This window comes from Rheinheimera mangrovi (assembly GCF_003990335.1).
GTDB classification, from domain to species: Bacteria; Pseudomonadota; Gammaproteobacteria; order Enterobacterales; family Alteromonadaceae; genus Pararheinheimera; species Pararheinheimera mangrovi.
Genome location: NZ_CP034683.1, coordinates 2,374,363 through 2,390,038, shown reverse-complemented (window position 1 = coordinate 2,390,038; position 15,676 = coordinate 2,374,363). Strand labels below are relative to the sequence as shown.

The 15,676-nt window shown below is 45.7% G+C and carries 20 protein-coding genes; 14 read left to right on the top strand and 6 right to left on the bottom strand.

The window, feature by feature from the left end:
* Positions 1-63: 63 nt before the first annotated feature.
* The 7 genes from pyrD to EK374_RS10760 all read left to right on the top strand — a co-directional run bounded on the left by pyrD (position 64) and on the right by EK374_RS10760 (position 5,223).
* Positions 64-1,077: a quinone-dependent dihydroorotate dehydrogenase gene (gene pyrD / locus EK374_RS10790; protein ID WP_127023133.1), complete on the top strand. Its 1,014-nt coding sequence runs from the start codon at positions 64-66 to the stop codon at positions 1,075-1,077.
* Between the two features lie 109 nt (positions 1,078-1,186).
* On the top strand, positions 1,187-1,705 hold the full coding sequence (locus EK374_RS10785) for a cell division protein ZapC domain-containing protein (RefSeq protein ID WP_127023130.1): 519 nt from the start codon (positions 1,187-1,189) through the stop codon (positions 1,703-1,705).
* Between the two features lie 117 nt (positions 1,706-1,822).
* Positions 1,823-3,001 (top strand): 1-acyl-sn-glycerol-3-phosphate acyltransferase, encoded by a 1,179-nt coding sequence (locus EK374_RS10780; RefSeq protein WP_127023127.1) that lies wholly within the window; start codon positions 1,823-1,825, stop codon positions 2,999-3,001.
* Positions 2,979-3,239, top strand: a complete 261-nt coding sequence (locus EK374_RS10775; RefSeq protein ID WP_127023124.1) for a DUF2960 domain-containing protein — start codon at positions 2,979-2,981, stop codon at positions 3,237-3,239. The genes EK374_RS10780 and EK374_RS10775 overlap by 23 nt, the downstream gene beginning before the upstream one ends.
* Before the next feature lie 46 nt (positions 3,240-3,285).
* Positions 3,286-4,449: an acyltransferase family protein gene (locus tag EK374_RS10770; RefSeq protein ID WP_127023121.1), complete on the top strand. Its 1,164-nt coding sequence runs from the start codon at positions 3,286-3,288 to the stop codon at positions 4,447-4,449.
* A 211-nt stretch (positions 4,450-4,660) separates the two neighbouring features.
* Entirely contained in the window at positions 4,661-4,906 is a 246-nt protein-coding gene (locus EK374_RS10765; RefSeq protein WP_127023118.1) for a type II toxin-antitoxin system CcdA family antitoxin, read from the top strand.
* Positions 4,906-5,223 (top strand): CcdB family protein, encoded by a 318-nt coding sequence (locus EK374_RS10760; protein ID WP_127023115.1) that lies wholly within the window; start codon positions 4,906-4,908, stop codon positions 5,221-5,223. The genes EK374_RS10765 and EK374_RS10760 overlap by 1 nt, the downstream gene beginning before the upstream one ends.
* 45 nt (positions 5,224-5,268) lie before the next feature.
* Here the strand turns inward: EK374_RS10760 and EK374_RS10755 are convergent, their stop codons facing one another.
* Together EK374_RS10755 and ald are read right to left on the bottom strand one after the other, a co-directional pair.
* Positions 5,269-5,697 carry a DUF192 domain-containing protein gene (locus EK374_RS10755; protein WP_127023112.1) on the bottom strand — a complete coding sequence of 143 codons (429 nt, stop codon included), beginning with the start codon at positions 5,695-5,697 and terminating at the stop codon, positions 5,269-5,271.
* A gap of 98 nt (positions 5,698-5,795) precedes the next feature.
* Positions 5,796-6,917: an alanine dehydrogenase gene (gene ald, locus EK374_RS10750; protein ID WP_127023109.1), complete on the bottom strand. Its 1,122-nt coding sequence runs from the start codon at positions 6,915-6,917 to the stop codon at positions 5,796-5,798.
* Positions 6,918-7,052: 135 nt separating this feature from the next.
* On the opposite strand from ald, the gene lrp reads away from it, so the two are divergent.
* From lrp to EK374_RS10715, 7 genes are all read left to right on the top strand, one after another.
* Positions 7,053-7,538: a leucine-responsive transcriptional regulator Lrp gene (gene lrp, locus EK374_RS10745; RefSeq protein WP_046521198.1), complete on the top strand. Its 486-nt coding sequence runs from the start codon at positions 7,053-7,055 to the stop codon at positions 7,536-7,538.
* 251 nt (positions 7,539-7,789) lie between these two features.
* A complete protein-coding gene (locus tag EK374_RS10740) occupies positions 7,790-10,396 on the top strand; it encodes a DNA translocase FtsK (protein WP_233280231.1) in 2,607 nt (868 codons plus the stop codon).
* Positions 10,397-10,407: 11 nt separating this feature from the next.
* Positions 10,408-11,034, top strand: a complete 627-nt coding sequence (lolA, locus tag EK374_RS10735; RefSeq protein WP_127023102.1) for an outer membrane lipoprotein chaperone LolA — start codon at positions 10,408-10,410, stop codon at positions 11,032-11,034.
* Entirely contained in the window at positions 11,031-12,356 is a 1,326-nt protein-coding gene (locus EK374_RS10730; RefSeq protein WP_127023099.1) for a replication-associated recombination protein A, read from the top strand. Before lolA ends, EK374_RS10730 begins: the two co-directional genes overlap by 4 nt.
* Positions 12,356-12,730: a fluoride efflux transporter CrcB gene (gene crcB / locus EK374_RS10725; protein WP_127023096.1), complete on the top strand. Its 375-nt coding sequence runs from the start codon at positions 12,356-12,358 to the stop codon at positions 12,728-12,730. The genes EK374_RS10730 and crcB overlap by 1 nt, the downstream gene beginning before the upstream one ends.
* Before the next feature lie 5 nt (positions 12,731-12,735).
* Positions 12,736-14,028, top strand: coding sequence for a serine--tRNA ligase (gene serS, locus EK374_RS10720; protein WP_127023093.1), 1,293 nt, complete (start codon positions 12,736-12,738; stop codon positions 14,026-14,028).
* A 64-nt stretch (positions 14,029-14,092) separates the two neighbouring features.
* Positions 14,093-14,290 (top strand): hypothetical protein, encoded by a 198-nt coding sequence (locus EK374_RS10715; protein ID WP_127023090.1) that lies wholly within the window; start codon positions 14,093-14,095, stop codon positions 14,288-14,290.
* A gap of 31 nt (positions 14,291-14,321) precedes the next feature.
* Here the strand turns inward: EK374_RS10715 and EK374_RS10710 are convergent, their stop codons facing one another.
* Genes EK374_RS10710 through tusD form a run of 4 tightly spaced genes read right to left on the bottom strand, consistent with a single transcriptional unit; the run spans position 14,322 to position 15,626 of the window.
* The gene (locus EK374_RS10710) at positions 14,322-14,657 is read right to left on the bottom strand and encodes a TusE/DsrC/DsvC family sulfur relay protein (protein WP_127023087.1); all 336 of its coding nucleotides are present in this window, start codon (positions 14,655-14,657) and stop codon (positions 14,322-14,324) included.
* Positions 14,657-14,908 carry a DsrH/TusB family sulfur metabolism protein gene (locus tag EK374_RS10705; protein ID WP_127023084.1) on the bottom strand — a complete coding sequence of 84 codons (252 nt, stop codon included), beginning with the start codon at positions 14,906-14,908 and terminating at the stop codon, positions 14,657-14,659. The genes EK374_RS10710 and EK374_RS10705 overlap by 1 nt, the downstream gene beginning before the upstream one ends.
* A 2-nt stretch (positions 14,909-14,910) precedes the next feature.
* Positions 14,911-15,264, bottom strand: coding sequence for a sulfurtransferase complex subunit TusC (tusC, locus tag EK374_RS10700; protein WP_127023081.1), 354 nt, complete (start codon positions 15,262-15,264; stop codon positions 14,911-14,913).
* The gene (gene tusD / locus EK374_RS10695) at positions 15,261-15,626 is read right to left on the bottom strand and encodes a sulfurtransferase complex subunit TusD (protein WP_127023078.1); all 366 of its coding nucleotides are present in this window, start codon (positions 15,624-15,626) and stop codon (positions 15,261-15,263) included. The genes tusC and tusD overlap by 4 nt, the downstream gene beginning before the upstream one ends.
* Positions 15,627-15,676: the final 50 nt, after the last annotated feature.

The following is a 15,676-nucleotide window of genomic DNA, read 5'->3' as shown; positions in this document are numbered from 1 at the left end:
CCGGTGCTTTTTAAAGCACACTAAGATTTTACCTATCCCCTTTACTGACAAAAGCAGGTTGTTATGTTCTATTCACTGGCGCGTTCTTTAATGTTTTGTACAGATGCTGAGTTTTCACATCACCTGGCCCTTGGCAGCTTAAAGCATTTAAAAAATACCCCGGCATCCTTGCTGTGGCGTCAGGATTTACCAAAGAAACCTGTGACAGTAGCTGGTATTCATTTTGATAATCCTGTGGGTTTAGCTGCGGGTTTGGATAAGAATGCCGATTGCATCGACGCTTTTGGCCAGATGGGTTTTGGTTTTATTGAAGTAGGCACTGTGACACCACGTCCTCAGGCGGGGAACGACAAACCACGTTTGTTCCGTTTACCTGAAGCGAACGCCATTATTAACCGCATGGGATTTAATAACAAAGGTGTGGATTATCTGGTTGAGAATGTAAAAAAGTCGAGCTACAAAGGTGTGCTCGGCATTAATATCGGCAAAAACAAAGACACACCAAACGAGCAGGGCAAAGACGACTATATCGAATGTATGCGCAAGGTCTATGCTCACGCCAGCTACATTACAGTGAATATTTCTTCACCTAATACACCGGGTTTGCGGGATCTGCAATTTGGTGATGCGTTATTTGATTTGCTGCAGGCGGTGAAAAACGAGCAGCTGGATCTTCAAGCTCAACAAGATAAGTACGTGCCGGTTTTTGTAAAAATTGCGCCTGATATGGATGAAGTCGCTGTACAGCAAGTGGCTGAGACTTTGCTTCGCAGCAAAATGGATGGTGTGATTGCTACCAACACCACACTAGATAAAAGTGCGGTGCAACACCTGAAATATGGCAATGAAATAGGTGGATTAAGTGGTTTGCCTGTGCAGCAAAAGAGCACACAAATTATCCGTCAGTTCCGCACAGCTTTAGGCCCACAAATGCCAATTATTGGGGTAGGTGGCATAGATTCAGCCAAAGCAGCACAGGAAAAAATGGACGCTGGTGCTAACCTGGTGCAGGTGTATTCTAACTTCATTTATAAAGGCCCAAGCTTGATCAAAGAGATCGTCGAGAGCCTGAAATAACTCATATGCTGATCAATTTTGGATCCCTGATACTTAGTCCAAAATAATCTTTAACAGGACTTAAAAACAGGTGTAGAAAGGCAACATCTTGAATACATAAGGATTAAGTATGTTGTCTTTCTGCCCTGACTGGTGCTGGCAGTATTGTGAAACGCAAGACCGTTTGGTGTTGCAGTTATCAAAAAGCCAGCATATTCAAACGGCCTTCAGTGCCAAAGAGCTAACCGTTAAACCAGAACAACAAAGCTTATGTATGGAGCAAGCCCAGCTGTTAATGGATTTTGCCGAAGCATTGGAAGGTATGTTACCGGATAGCGACTTACTGGCAGTTGCAGCTCAGGCTGTTGCGGCTTTAAGTTTTGTCAAAGCTCCTGTACAAAAAAGCCATTTGTTTAACTTCTCCAGTATCGAATGCCGCACCGACTTAATGAGTATCGCCAAACTTGAAGGTGTAAGTCGCGCTAAAGTGGTGCTGGTGGCCAAAGCTGACCCTATGGTGGATTGCTTGCTGCTGGAGCCTATGGAGCTATTAAATGGTAAGCAATTATCGGCTGGTCAGTTGGTGCGGGTGCAACAAAACCGCCTGATGCCGGTGCAATTTGCTCCGCTTTATGCCCTGACTGCCTGATTTAAAGAAAAGCGCTCAATAATTCAACAACCGTCAAGTGATCGGTCCAGATTAGTCTGGTGATCCGTCTTGCAACAGGTAGAATAGGGAACATTTTCAACCTGGGGTTTAAAAGCTGTGCCAAATCAAACGGATCCTTTCAAGGATATTCGCCCTTATTTTGACCATGAAGTACCAGAAGCGATTAGTCGTTTATTGGACGACGCCGATTTTTTGCATGCTATTTTAAATTACCGTCTGGCCAGTTGGCCTAAAACTGTCCGTTATCTGTTTACTCCTGTATTACGTTGGTTATTGGCGCGTAAAGCCAAAGGCTTGCGCACTGTGTCTGACGTGCAGCATATGGTGGCTGACTTTTTACAACAAAGCCTGCAGAAAAGCTCGGCAGGTGTCAGCGTCAGTGGCCTTGAGCATCTGGACCCAAAGCAGTCCTATTTGTTTATCTCGAACCATAGAGATATTGCTATGGATCCGGCGCTGCTGAACTGGTGCTTACATCAAAAGGGCATGGATACAGTACGTATTGCCATTGGCGATAACTTACTGAAAATGCCATGCGCAACTGAGCTGATGAAACTGAATAAAAGCTTTATTGTGAAGCGTTCTATCAAAGCACCACGCGAAATGCTCAAGGCGTTGAGCCATTTGTCGGCTTATATCAAAGACTCGCTGGAAACCGGCCATTCCATCTGGATAGCGCAAAAAGAAGGCCGTGCTAAAGATGGTTTGGATCAAACCGACGAAGCCATTTTAAAAATGTTTTTTATTGAAGGTAAAAAACGTGGTCTGGATTTTGCGACTTATATGCAGTCGTTAAATATTGTGCCTGTGTGTTTATCTTATGAATTTGACCCGCTGGATCAGGCCAAAGCAAACGAGCTGCATCAACTGGCCAGCACAGGCGAATACAAAAAGTCAGAGATGGAAGATATTCAAAGCATAGTGCAGGGCATAGTGGGCCAAAAAGGTCGGGTGCATGTGCATTTTGGCGAAGCTATTCAGGGGTGTTGTCAGGATCCTGCAGCCTTAGCTGCTGAAATAGACCGTCAAATCTGGGCTGGTTACCGTTTGTATCCGGTGAATTATCTAGCGGCAACAATGGATGTTGAGCTGAACCCCGGCGAAGAAAGCCTGTGGTATCAAACTAAAATGGTATCTTTGCCTGAAGAACTACGTCCTTATGTACAGCAAATGTATGCCGCACCGGCACTGAAACAACAGCAGACTTTAGCCCAGCAAGAACAGCTGGCTGCGCAACATAAGGAGCTGGAAGATGGCACGGCATATCAGTTATAAATACAAAGGTGAGTGGAAAAAGATCCCATTCAGTTACGACAAATACGCCGATAGCTTCGAAGCTGTAGCCGCAGCCGAAGGCATAGATTTAACTGCGTTTCGCAAGATGGAGCAGCAAGTGGCTATGACCGCTAAAGGCACTGGTGCACTCAAAGACTATCGCAAAAACGCCTTTGTAAAAATGGGCTTTAGTGAAATTCTGCTGCTGCGGGACGATCAGGAACCTTTTAATCTCTGAGTATTCGCCTTTTCACATATCATCCACTGAAAGGATAAGCAGTAACATGGATAGTTCTGTTTCTGATAAAGCTCGGCTGGATGGCTTGGACACGTTGCGTGCCATCGCTATTATCATAGTGTTGATTTATCACTACAAGGTCGTTGTCAGCCCTGAAAATCTGTTTGGCTTTATCAGTTCAGTGGGCTGGACAGGGGTTGATCTGTTTTTTGTATTGAGTGGCTATTTGATTGGTAACCAGGTCCTGTCGGCCTTTTCTAAAGGGCAGGACTTTTCACTCAAGCTGTTTTACATTCGCCGTTTTCTGCGCACTCTGCCGAATTATTATTTCGTGCTCGCGCTTTATTTCATTTTTCCAGTGGCTCTCGGCGGCACTGCGACTGCGCCGCTCTGGTCATTTTTAACTTTTAGCCAAAATTTTGGATTAGGTCCGGGAGAAACTTTTACTCACTCCTGGTCGCTGTGTATTGAAGAACAGTTTTATTTAATCTTTCCCGTTATTGCATTACTCATCGCGTACAGCCGACGTTCTATTGGCCTTGCCTGGACAACTATTGTTGGCGCTATGATGCTGGCTATGTTTCTGCGTGGATTTAATTGGTATGCACATGGCGAAGAGAACATTTCCGCTCGATCCTTTATGGAACATATTTATTACTCGAGCTTTACCCGCTTTGATGAATTACTGCCTGGTGTGGCCATTGCTTTATTGAAAAACTTTCATCCTACTGTTTATGCAGCATTATTACGCAGAGGTAATCTGCTCTTGCTCGCCGGGCTGGCCAGTGTGGGATTGATGTTTTATGTATTTCAGAACTATGAGTACATCAGAGGCTTCGGCCGCACATTTCAGGTGGTGACCTTTGGTTATTCATTTCTGGCAATCAGCTTTGCTATTCTTGTACTCGCAGCGCTGAGCCCTGATTGTTGGCTGAATCGCATACGAATTCCCGGTGCCACATACATTGCATTGTGGTCCTATGCGATTTATTTGATCCACAAACCCTTATTTCAAGTTCTGAAAGCGCCACTGACAGACTATGGCATTGATATTCATGGTGGTTTGGGGGTAACCATTATTATGGCTGTGAGTATTTTTTGTGGCTGGGCATTGTACTTTTTAGTAGAAACCCCCTTTATGAAACTGCGGGAACGGTTTTATCCGTCCACTACCCGAAGCATTTCCTTTACTCATCAGCAGAGGGCTTAATCCTCTCAAGCAGATTTTTTCCTGTTATAGCTCTGCCTGATGTAGATATGCTACCTCGTGATGAAAGTAGCAATCGACATAGACCAGAAGATGGGCGTTTCGTTAAATGATTTGTCAATTCAGCGAAATCTGCATCTGCCAAAACACTTGCCTGCGTATATTAATGCGCATATGCTATTTTTATAGTATAGATACTAGTGTGGAAGCTTGTATGACCGATCTTTATGATGTAACGGCACCCAAAAAAGCCGCGAATCTTTCAATCAATAGTGATCTTTTGCTTAAAACACGGGCATTGAACATCAATCTCTCCGCTACCCTGGAGCGAGCACTGAAAGAGGAACTGGCTAAATACGAGGCCACTCAGTGGGTTGAAGAAAACCGTGCAGCTATTAAAAGCTATAACGAATTTGTTGAACAGCATGGCTGTTTTGGTGACGAATTCAGGAGTTTTTGATGGCTCAGTTTGATGTGTACGCTAATCCAAGTAGTCACAGCAAAGCCCATTATCCCTATCTGGTTGATATTCAAAGTGCTGTGCTTACTGACCTTGTTACTCGTATCGTTATTCCTTTAGGCAGGACATCAGCTTTTGGTGGCGAATCAATGAAGGGGCTTACACCACATATAAGTTTCGAGGGAGAACAGTTCCTGCTTCTTACGCCACAGATTGCATCGATACCAGTGAAACACCTGAAGAATCCCGTCGGCACTTTAGCGCATTTCAGAGAGCGGATAGTAGCGGCTTTGGATCTTGCGATTACGGGTATTTAACTGGTCTTTTAACTGCAATTTCAATGCAGCAGAGATGGGCTATTTTTACTCACACTTCTTACCACAGCGAATAATCTTAGTGCCAGCCGCTAACCCCTGAGCTTTAAACCAACCTTGAGGCATTTCCAAAGCACCTATGGCAGGGCCTTGAGATTTTTTACCTTTTTCATCATAAGGGTACAAGAACTGCACAGGTTCTATAGTCCAGTCTGCTCTGATATAAGCGATATCCAGCGGCACTTTGGTATTACGCATCCAGAACGACAATATCCGTTCTTCATCGTAAATAAATAACATGCCATTTTCTACTTTATCGCGGTACATCAGACCACGGGCGCGTTGCTCTGAGGTTAAGGCCAGTTCTACTTCTAATTCAAGATGGCCGACTTTGATCCATTCTTTTTCAAACTGGATTTCTTCTACAGCGGCCACAGAAAAACTTAAAGCAAAAACAGCGGATAACAGGTAGTTCATGGTAATAAACCTTTGAGAATCATGCAGAAAGACTAACGGAAATTGAAGCAAATAAAAAGGGCGGCTAATGCCGCCCTGATCAAGGGGTATTGTATAAATTAAACTGCAGCTAATACTTGCTTAGGTTCAACAAATGGCAGGTTTAACGCGTCTGCTACGTGTTTGTTCACCACATGACCATTGATCACGTTTAAGCCGTTTAACAGGTGCGCGTCGTCCAGCAGTGCCTGTTTGTAGCCTTTGTTGGCTAAACGGATGATAAACGGCAGGGTAGCGTTGTTCAGAGCAAAAGTAGAAGTCAGTGGCACTGCGCCTGGCATGTTGGCCACACAGTAATGCACTACGTCATCCACAATATAAGTTGGTTCAGCGTGAGTTGTAGCTTTAGAAGTCTCGACACAACCGCCCTGATCGATCGCTACGTCAACAATGGCTGAACCTGGCTTCATACGCTTGATATGATCGGCTGTAACCAGCTTAGGAGCAGCAGCACCTGGAATTAACACGCCACCAATGACTAAGTCAGCAGACAACACATGTTTTTCCAGTGCATCAACAGTGCTGTATACAGTTTTCACTGCGCCGTTGAACTGAGCATCGATACGACGTAATACGTCTACGCTGCGATCCAGAACTACTACGTCAGCGCCCATACCCACAGCCATCTGAGCTGCGTTGGTACCAACCATACCACCACCGATAATCACAACTTTGGCAGGTTCAACACCTGGTACGCCACCTAATAACATACCGCGACCGGCACATGATTTCTCTAAAGCACGGGCACCAGCCTGGATAGACATACGGCCAGCCACTTCAGACATAGGGGCTAATAAAGGCAAGCCACCACGGTTGTCTGTCACTGTTTCGTAGGCGATACAAATAGCTTTTGATTTGATCAAGTCTTCAGTCTGTGGCAGATCCGGTGCTAAGTGCAGGTAAGTGAACAGGATTTGACCTTCACGCAGCATAGCGCGCTCAACAGCCTGAGGCTCTTTTACTTTTACAATCATTTCTGCTTTAGCGAAAACTTCAGCAGCAGTAGTTAATACTGTTGCACCAGCAGCCTGATAGGCATCGTCACCAAAACCAATGCCGCTACCTGCATTGTGTTCAACAAAAACAGTGTGGCCAAGAGCAGTCAGCTCACGCACGCTGGCAGGGGTCATACCGACGCGGTATTCGTGGTTTTTAATCTCTTTAGGTACGCCAATAATCATGATATTCCGCCTGTGTAGGGTTGAGTAAAATTTTTGCCTAGTATAGTTACTGATTTGTAGTTTTACCTGTTGTTTTTTGGATGATTCGCAGTTATAAATCCCGCTATAAACTCAAAAGTGAAATTTTTATCTGCTATGTACGAAACCAGTAAAAGTGTAAAAAAACTAGACCGGATAGACCGAAAAATTCTGACTGAATTACAACACGACGGTCGTATTGCTAATGTCGAATTGGCAAAAAGGGTAGGGCTCAGCGCAACGCCTTGTCTTGAGCGGGTGAGAAAACTGGAGGCTGAAGGCTATATATTAGGCTACACAGCTCAGGTGGACCCGAATAAAGTAGGTTCCGCGTTACTGGTTTTTGTGGAAATTACCTTAAGTAAAACCTCGCCGGAAGATTTTGATGAATTCAGTAAAGCCGTGCAGAAGCTGCATGAAATACAGGAATGTCATTTAGTATCTGGCAGTTTCGACTTTTTATTAAAAACCCGGGTGGCCAATATGGCGGCTTATCGTGAGCTGTTAGGTGAAACCTTATTACGTTTACCCAGTGTACGCGAGAGCCGTACTTATGTTGTGATGGAAGAAGTGAAACAAACCACTTTTGTAGCGGTCAATTAATGGCAATGCTATTTGTGATGCCAAAGCAATGTGTTGTACAGCTATCATTCAGGCTAAATAGCTTATATAGCTTTAGTCGCCGAAGTTATGCTCAGTAGGGCTGTAGCTTCAGGTTATACGGCTATAAAGGGGTGCATCAGAGTTGTCTCTCTGGTATCTTAAGTAGGTAGAATTCTTAGAATAAATGGGATCTTGTTGTGTTGAGTGAAGCCAGAAGGTTACGAGCCAAATTATTGTTTTCTTTAAACGGAATGCAGCGCATATCTGAAGTGGGGTTGATCCTCAGCTTTGGTTTTGCAGCCTTTATGTTATTGGCTTTAATGTCATTCGACCCGGCTGATCCAAGCTGGTCTCAGGCAGGTTATCAAACTGCGGTTCATAACTATGCAGGGCCAAAAGGCGCCTGGATTGCCGATATTCTGTTATTTACTTTTGGCTGGATTGCTTATTTAGTGCCGCCATTGGTGGCTTTTGCCGGCTATTTGTTAACCCGCCGCGCTAAAGCATTAATGGAGATGGATTACCTTATTTTGGGGTTGCGACTGATAGGTTTGGTGTTAACTTTTCTATGTGCCAGTGCGATCAGCAGTATTAACTTTAACGACATTTTCTATTTTTCTTCCGGTGGTGTAGTGGGCGATGTGGTGTCCTCTATGCTGATGCCAAACTTTAATTTTATCGGTACCATTTTATTGCTGCTTTGTGGTTTATCTACAGGCCTAACGCTGGCGACAGGTATTTCCTGGGTCACAGTAGCGGATGAGCTGGGGGCTTTAACTATGCGAGCCTTGATTGGCTTGTATCAGGCTCCAACCCGTTTAGGCCATTACCTGGCACAACGTTCAGCAACGAAAGCCGCATCGCCTTTGTCTTTCCAGACCGAGTCCACTGTGACTGCTCAGCGCCGTGAACCGGAAATGGACGCCGATCTGGCGCCTAAACAAATAGTCGACCTTTCTTTTACCGAAGCTGCGGTTGCGCCAGAAGTGATTCGTTTAAGTACGGTACGCGATGAAGCGGTGCAAGCTGCGTTTATTGCGCCTGAAGAAGAACAAATCCCTTTACCTGACATTGAGGAAGTGCAAAGCCAGCCAAGCCGTGCCTATTTCCCTGGCGAGCGGGTTGAACCTTTGCCTTTTGCGCCTTTGGACGAAAAAACAGAAGCTGTGGCTTTTGTCAGCGTTGATACTCTGGCAGACGATGATTTAAGTTTTTCTGCGGTGGATGATGCCTACTACCCTGAGCAGTTACAGCATCTGGAACAAAGTTTTGCCGAAGTGGAACGCCAGACTGTTGTCGCTCCTGTGGTGATTGCCGAAGAGGAAGAAGACGATACACCTGTTGCAGCCTCGTTCAGCCCGGATGATTTGCCTTCCTTAGCTTTATTGGACAGACCAGACAAAGCAACAAACCCGATAGACCCAGCTGACTTAGAGCGCGTTTCTCGTTTGGTCGAAACCAAGCTGCTTGATTTTGGTGTGGAAGCTAAAGTAGTTGCGGTGTTGCCGGGTCCTGTCGTCACCCGCTTTGAGCTTGATTTAGCCCCAGGTGTCAAAGTCAGTAAAATTACTGGCTTATCCAAAGATTTAGCTCGCTCATTGTCTGCCATTAGCGTGCGGGTGGTAGAGGTTATTCCTGGTAAATCTTATATTGGTCTGGAGCTGCCAAACCAATTCCGCGAAATAGTGCGCTTATCTGAAGTCATAGGCGACGAAGTGTTTTTGCAGTCCAAATCGCCATTAACTATGGTGTTGGGAAAAGACATTGCCGGTAAATCAGTAGTTGCAGACTTAGGCCGGATGCCACACTTGCTGGTCGCTGGTACTACGGGCTCTGGAAAGTCAGTCGGCGTGAACGTGATGATTTGTAGTTTGTTGTATAAATCTACGCCTGAAGATGTACGTTTTTTAATGATTGACCCGAAGATGCTGGAATTATCGGTCTATGAAGGCATTCCGCATTTGCTGACCGAAGTAGTCACAGACATGAAAGAGGCGGCCAATGGCCTGCGCTGGTGTGTTGGTGAAATGGAACGGCGTTATAAGCTAATGTCGGCCCTTGGTGTGCGTAACTTAAAAGGTTATAACCAAAAAATTCAGGATGCCATAGCAGCTGGTACGCCAATTCGTGACCCGATCTGGAAGCCAAGCGATAATATGATGACGATGCCACCAGAGCTGGAAAAGTTGCCTTCTATCGTTGTCGTGATCGACGAATTCGCCGACATGATGATGATTGTCGGTAAAAAAGTAGAAGAGCTGATTGCCCGTATTGCGCAAAAAGCCCGTGCTGCTGGTATCCACCTGATTTTAGCGACTCAACGTCCGTCAGTGGATGTGATTACCGGTTTGATTAAAGCCAATATTCCAACCCGTATGGCGTTTCAGGTATCGTCGAAAATTGACTCCAGAACCATTTTGGACCAGCAGGGCGCTGAAAGTTTGTTAGGTCAGGGCGATATGTTGTATCTGCCGCCAGGCTCAGGTGTACCCACTCGTGTGCATGGTGCTTTTGTCGACGACCATGAAGTACATGCGGTGGTGTCGGACTGGAAACGCCGTGGCAAACCGAATTACATTTCAGAAATTTTAAATGGTGAGCCGTCGGAAGATAGCTTACTACCGGGCGAAAGTATGGAAAATGACGAAGGCGAGTCGGATCCACTTTTTGATCAGGCCGTGGCCTTTGTTACTGAAAGCCGTAAAGCTTCGGTGTCAGGTGTACAAAGACGCTTCCGTATTGGCTATAATCGCGCCGCCCGTTTAGTGGAACAGATGGAAATGAGCGGTATTGTCAGTGGTGCAGGCCACAACGGTAACCGTGAAGTATTAGCGCCTCCTCCTCCTAAAGTATTTTAACTAAGGTCTATATGAACAAAAACCTTGCGAAAAAAGCTGTTGCTCTGATGTTGTCTCTGATGCTGCCTAGCTTTATGGCTGTCGCAGATCAAGCTAATGATTTACAGAAAAAATTAGCACGTTTAACCAGCTTTCAGGCCAGTTTTGATCAAACTGTCGTTGATGCCAGCAATAAGCTGATCCAGCAGGGCGAAGGTATGTTGTCGCTAAAACAGCCATCTTTATTCCGTTTTGAAACCCAGACGCCAGAGCCAAACCTGTTTATTGGTGATGGTAAAACCTTGTGGTTTTATGCTGAATTGTTGGATCAGGTCAGTATTTATGACGCGAAAGAACAAGTACAGAAAACTCCTTTTGTGCTGCTGACGTCGCATGACCCTAAATTATGGGCTCAGTACAACGTGACTGGTGCTGATGATCAGTTTGATATCACACCGAAAGACCCAAGCAATGCGGTGAAAAAGCTCAGTCTGAAATTTGCTGGTTTAGCCTTATCAAAAATGATCGTCACTGACAGCAATGGTCAGAACAGCACTTTTGATTTTAATCTGGTGCAATACAACACACCGCTGGCCTCAGAGCTGTTTCAGTTTGCCATTCCTGCGACAGCTGAAGTCGATGATCAACGCGTCAAGTGAATAACCTCGGCTTTGAATTTCACGACGATATCAGGCCTCTGGCAGCGCTGCTGAGGCCAACAAAGCTATCGGACTATGTTGGACAGCAGCAAGTGCTGGGTTCAGGCACACCGCTACGTAAAGCGATAGAAGCAGGGCGTATCTCCTCTTTAATTTTATGGGGCCCTCCAGGCACAGGCAAAACTACCTTGGCAGAGTTGATCGCCATTTATGCCAAAGCCGCTATTGCCCGTTTATCTGCTGTGACTGCTGGCGTTAAAGAAATACGCGAAGAAATTCAGGCTGCCAAACAACGTTTAGCGCAAAATCAACGCACCTTGTTATTTGTCGATGAAGTGCACCGTTTTAACAAAGCCCAGCAAGATGCGTTTTTACCCCATATTGAAGACGGCACCATAATTTTTATTGGGGCTACTACTGAAAACCCTGCTTTTGCACTCAATAACGCTATGTTATCCCGCGCCCGTGTCTGCATTTTAAAAAAGCTGACGGCAGAGGATCTGGCTTTAGTCATAGAACGAGCTGTGGCGCATTACCACCAACAGGGACAAGTGGTACAGATAAACCCTGAGGCGCAATCCTTATTGCTGCAACTGGCGGATGGCGATGCCAGACGTTTATTAAACCTGTTTGAGCAAGCCGTAGAAACAGCGCAACAGGGCGCTGCAGTGACTGAACTAACCGCTGACTTATTTCGGCAGTTAGTACCCAGGCAATTGCCGGGTTTTGATCAGCAGGGCGATATTTTTTACGACTTAATTTCTGCTTTTCATAAATCGGTGCGTGGCTCCAACCCAGATGCTGCTTTGTATTGGTATTGCCGCATTTTAGAAGGCGGTGGCGACCCTTTGTATGTAGCGCGCAGGCTACTGGCTATTGCCAGTGAAGATATAGGCAATGCCGACCCACGTGCTTTAACTATAGGCTTGGATGCGTGGGATACCTTTGCCCGTGTGGGCCCTGCTGAAGGGGAGCGCGCTATAGCTCAGGCTGCCGTCTATATGGCCCTGGCACCAAAATCCAATGCGGTGTACAGCGCCTTTAATCAGATGCGCCAGTATGTGCAGCAACACCCATCTTATGAGGTGCCGGATCATTTGCGTAATGCACCAACTGCGCTTGCCAAACAACAAGGTTTTGGCAAGGCCTATCGCTATGCACATAACGAACCTGGTGCTTATGCCGCTGGTGAGGCGTATTTACCAACTGAAATGGCAGGAATGAAGTTTTATCAGCCGTCAGATCGCGGCTTAGAGAAACAACTGCAGGACAAAATGGCTTATTTAGCTATGCTGGACCTGCAAGCCAAAGGACAGTACTAATGCATGCATATCTGGCTGTAGCTATTGGTGGTGCTTTAGGAGCCTGCTGCCGTTTCGGTTTAGGCGAATTTATCCTGCATCTTTGTGGTAAATCATTCCCTTTTGCCACTTTGCTGGTTAATATTCTCGGGTCTTTTGTATTAGGTCTGCTTTATGGCCTGTTTTTAGCCGAACATCTGACGGTCAACCCGTGGAAGACTCTGATCGGCGTAGGTTTTTTAGGTGCCTTTACTACCTTTTCGACTTTTTCACTCGACACTGTTTTACTGCTGCAACAAGGCGATTTGGTGAAAGCCGGCCTGAATGTTGTACTGAACGTGCTGATTTGTTTAACACTCGCCTGGCTGGGTTTAAAGCTGGGCTCAATGAAGTAGTCACTATGTTAGATGCAAAATTTTTAAGAGCCGAATTAGCTCAAACTGCCCAACGTTTGGCAGACCGTGGTTTTCAGCTGGATGTGGATACTCTGCAGCAGCTTGAAGAGCAGCGTCGTGAGTTGCAAATGGCAACTCAGGATCTACAGAATTCACGTAATACCAAATCCAAAGCTATAGGTCAGGCCAAAGCCCGTGGTGAAGACATCGCCCCATTGCTGGCTGAAGTGGATGGGTTAGGTGCAGAGCTTGAAGAAGCCAAACAAAAGCTAGACGCTGTATTAGCTCAGTGGGACGCTATTGTCAGTGCTATTCCAAACTTACCTCATGAATCTGTGCCAACTGGTAAAGACGAGACTGGCAATGTAATGGTGCGGCAGTGGGGCGAGCCTAAGTCGTTTGACTTTGAAGTGAAAGATCATGTGGCTTTAGGCGAAGCACTGGACAAAGGTCTGGATTTTGAAAACGCGGTAAAAATTGCCGGTTCACGTTTTGTAGTGATGCGTGGTCAAATGGCCCGTCTGCACCGTGCTTTAGCCCAATTTATGCTGGACTTGCACACAGAGCAGCATGGCTACACCGAATTGTACGTGCCTTATCTGGTGAATGCTGCTTCGTTGTATGGTACTGGCCAGTTGCCAAAGTTTGGTGCGGATTTATTCCATACCAAACCTGCGACAGAAGAAGGCGTGGGTATGTCGCTGATCCCAACGGCTGAAGTGCCTGTTACGAATCTGGCTCGCGACTGCATTTTTGAATTGGCCGAATTGCCACAAAAATATGCGGCTCACACGCCATGCTTCCGCAGCGAAGCTGGCTCTTACGGCCGCGATACCCGTGGACTAATTCGTCAGCACCAGTTTGATAAAGTTGAAATGGTACAGTTGGTACATCCTGATCAGTCATTTGCTGCGCTGGAAGAGTTAACAGGCCATGCAGAGAAAGTACTGCAGTTATTAGGTTTACCGTACCGCACTATGTTGCTATGTACAGGGGATATGGGCTTTGGTTCAACTAAAACCTATGATTTGGAAGTTTGGTTACCGGCACAAAATACCTACCGTGAAATTTCTTCTTGTTCAAATATGGGGGATTTCCAGGCCCGTCGTATGCAGGCACGCTTCCGTCCGGGCGAAGGTAAAAAGCCTGAACTGTTGCATACTTTAAACGGTTCAGGTTTGGCCGTAGGTCGCACGCTGGTTGCTATTCTGGAGAATTACCAACAAGCTGATGGTTCTATTCAGATCCCGTCAGTGTTGCAGCCTTATATGGGTGGCAAAACGGAGATCCGTTGTTAATTTATACCCTATGTTATTTCGGTAAGGAGCAGCTTTTCTGCTCCTTTCATAAGTGGTAAATCTGATGTCATTAATAAAAGAACAACAACAAAATTCAAAGAAGACTCCTATACCTCGTCATGTGGTTGTCCGTAAAATAAGACCGAATCCTGTGAAGACGATGTTGCGCTGGACTTATTGGTTGGTGTTAATAGGTGTGATTGCGGTCGTGGTGATTACCAGTTTTGATGCAGGAATTGACATGTACAAAGGGCTGAATTAACAGCCTTTTGTTTTTTTAAACAGTAGCAGTTTTACAGGCACTTCGCAGGTTTGGGCAAACCGGCAATACGGGTTGCCTGTTTAGCTGGCCCTTCAGGAAATAACAAAAACAAATATTTGCTATTGCCTTTATCCGCACCGAGTTTTTCCCCCATGCTTTTCACCAGTAAACGTATCGCAGGAGAGGTTTGGTATTCCTGATAAAAAGCACGGACGAAATTCACCACTTCCCAATGGGCATCCGTCATAGTGATCTGCTCTAAGCGGGCAAACTCGTCTGCCAGTTCCGGCGTCCACAAAGTTAAATCGGCCAGGTAACCATGTTTATCCAGTGGGTAGCTTTGGTTTTTTAGAATCAGTTCATTCATCAGAGTTGTTGCTTCGCTTGTAGCACTAAATCCAGCCACTGGCTGTCATTGAGTACGGTAAAAGGTTCGGAGATAGTCATGCCACGGGCAGCGGCATCTGCTGCCAAACAATACACAGGACAAGGCAGGCTGTTTAGCTGACCAGTTGTCATTAAATACACCGCCTCTTGCCTTATTAAAACTTTATCTTCTGCACTGACAAGACTCAATATCTCAGGGAGCTGGTTGTGGCTTAGTGTGAAAAGTCTCATATTCAAGCCTTAATCACATGGTGTTGCGTGTCAAGCAATTGGCCGAGTTCAGCACTATCGAGTGGCTGCACGTCCAGCACAAGCTCATTGGCTAGCAATTGACGTTGCCTTAAGGATTCAGCGCAGATATATAGATTTTCGATATCATAAAGTTCAAACAGTTTAAAACTACGTCTGAAGTCTTTTACCATCAGTTCTGCGCTGTCATCGGCTTTTACCAGTTGATACACAGCATCGTCACTAAAAATGACGCTGACCTGATGATCGACTGCTGCTAAAGCAAAGATTAAATCCAGGCTTTCGCGTGCTGCTATGCCATCGAAAGGCAAGTTGGTCACTAACACGGCTATCTTCATGAAAATTGCACCAGTTTATCTACCTTGGTCAAACGCATGGCAAATTCGGCTAATCCAGCAGCTATATAGCCATCAACCGGCTTTACCTCATTAGAGCAAACACCACGTTTCTCTGCTGCAGTGATACAAAATAGCAGAGGGATCTGATGCGCCTGACAAAATTGCTGTAATGTGGCGGAAAGATTAGGTTCATCTGAAGGTAAATCAATCAGTGCTGAAGCTGCGGATACCGCTTCCCGGTATAAAAATACCGAATCTACAGCATGGCCAGCCTCTACCACCTGCCGCATAAACCGCAAGGCGCTGGTAAAACTCTGGCCTTGTAACACAGGGCCTTCAATCAGAATGGCAAAACTGGTCATCTGTTTACCTTTCGCTTCATTATTCTAAATAACCCTTTACCCTAGTATGT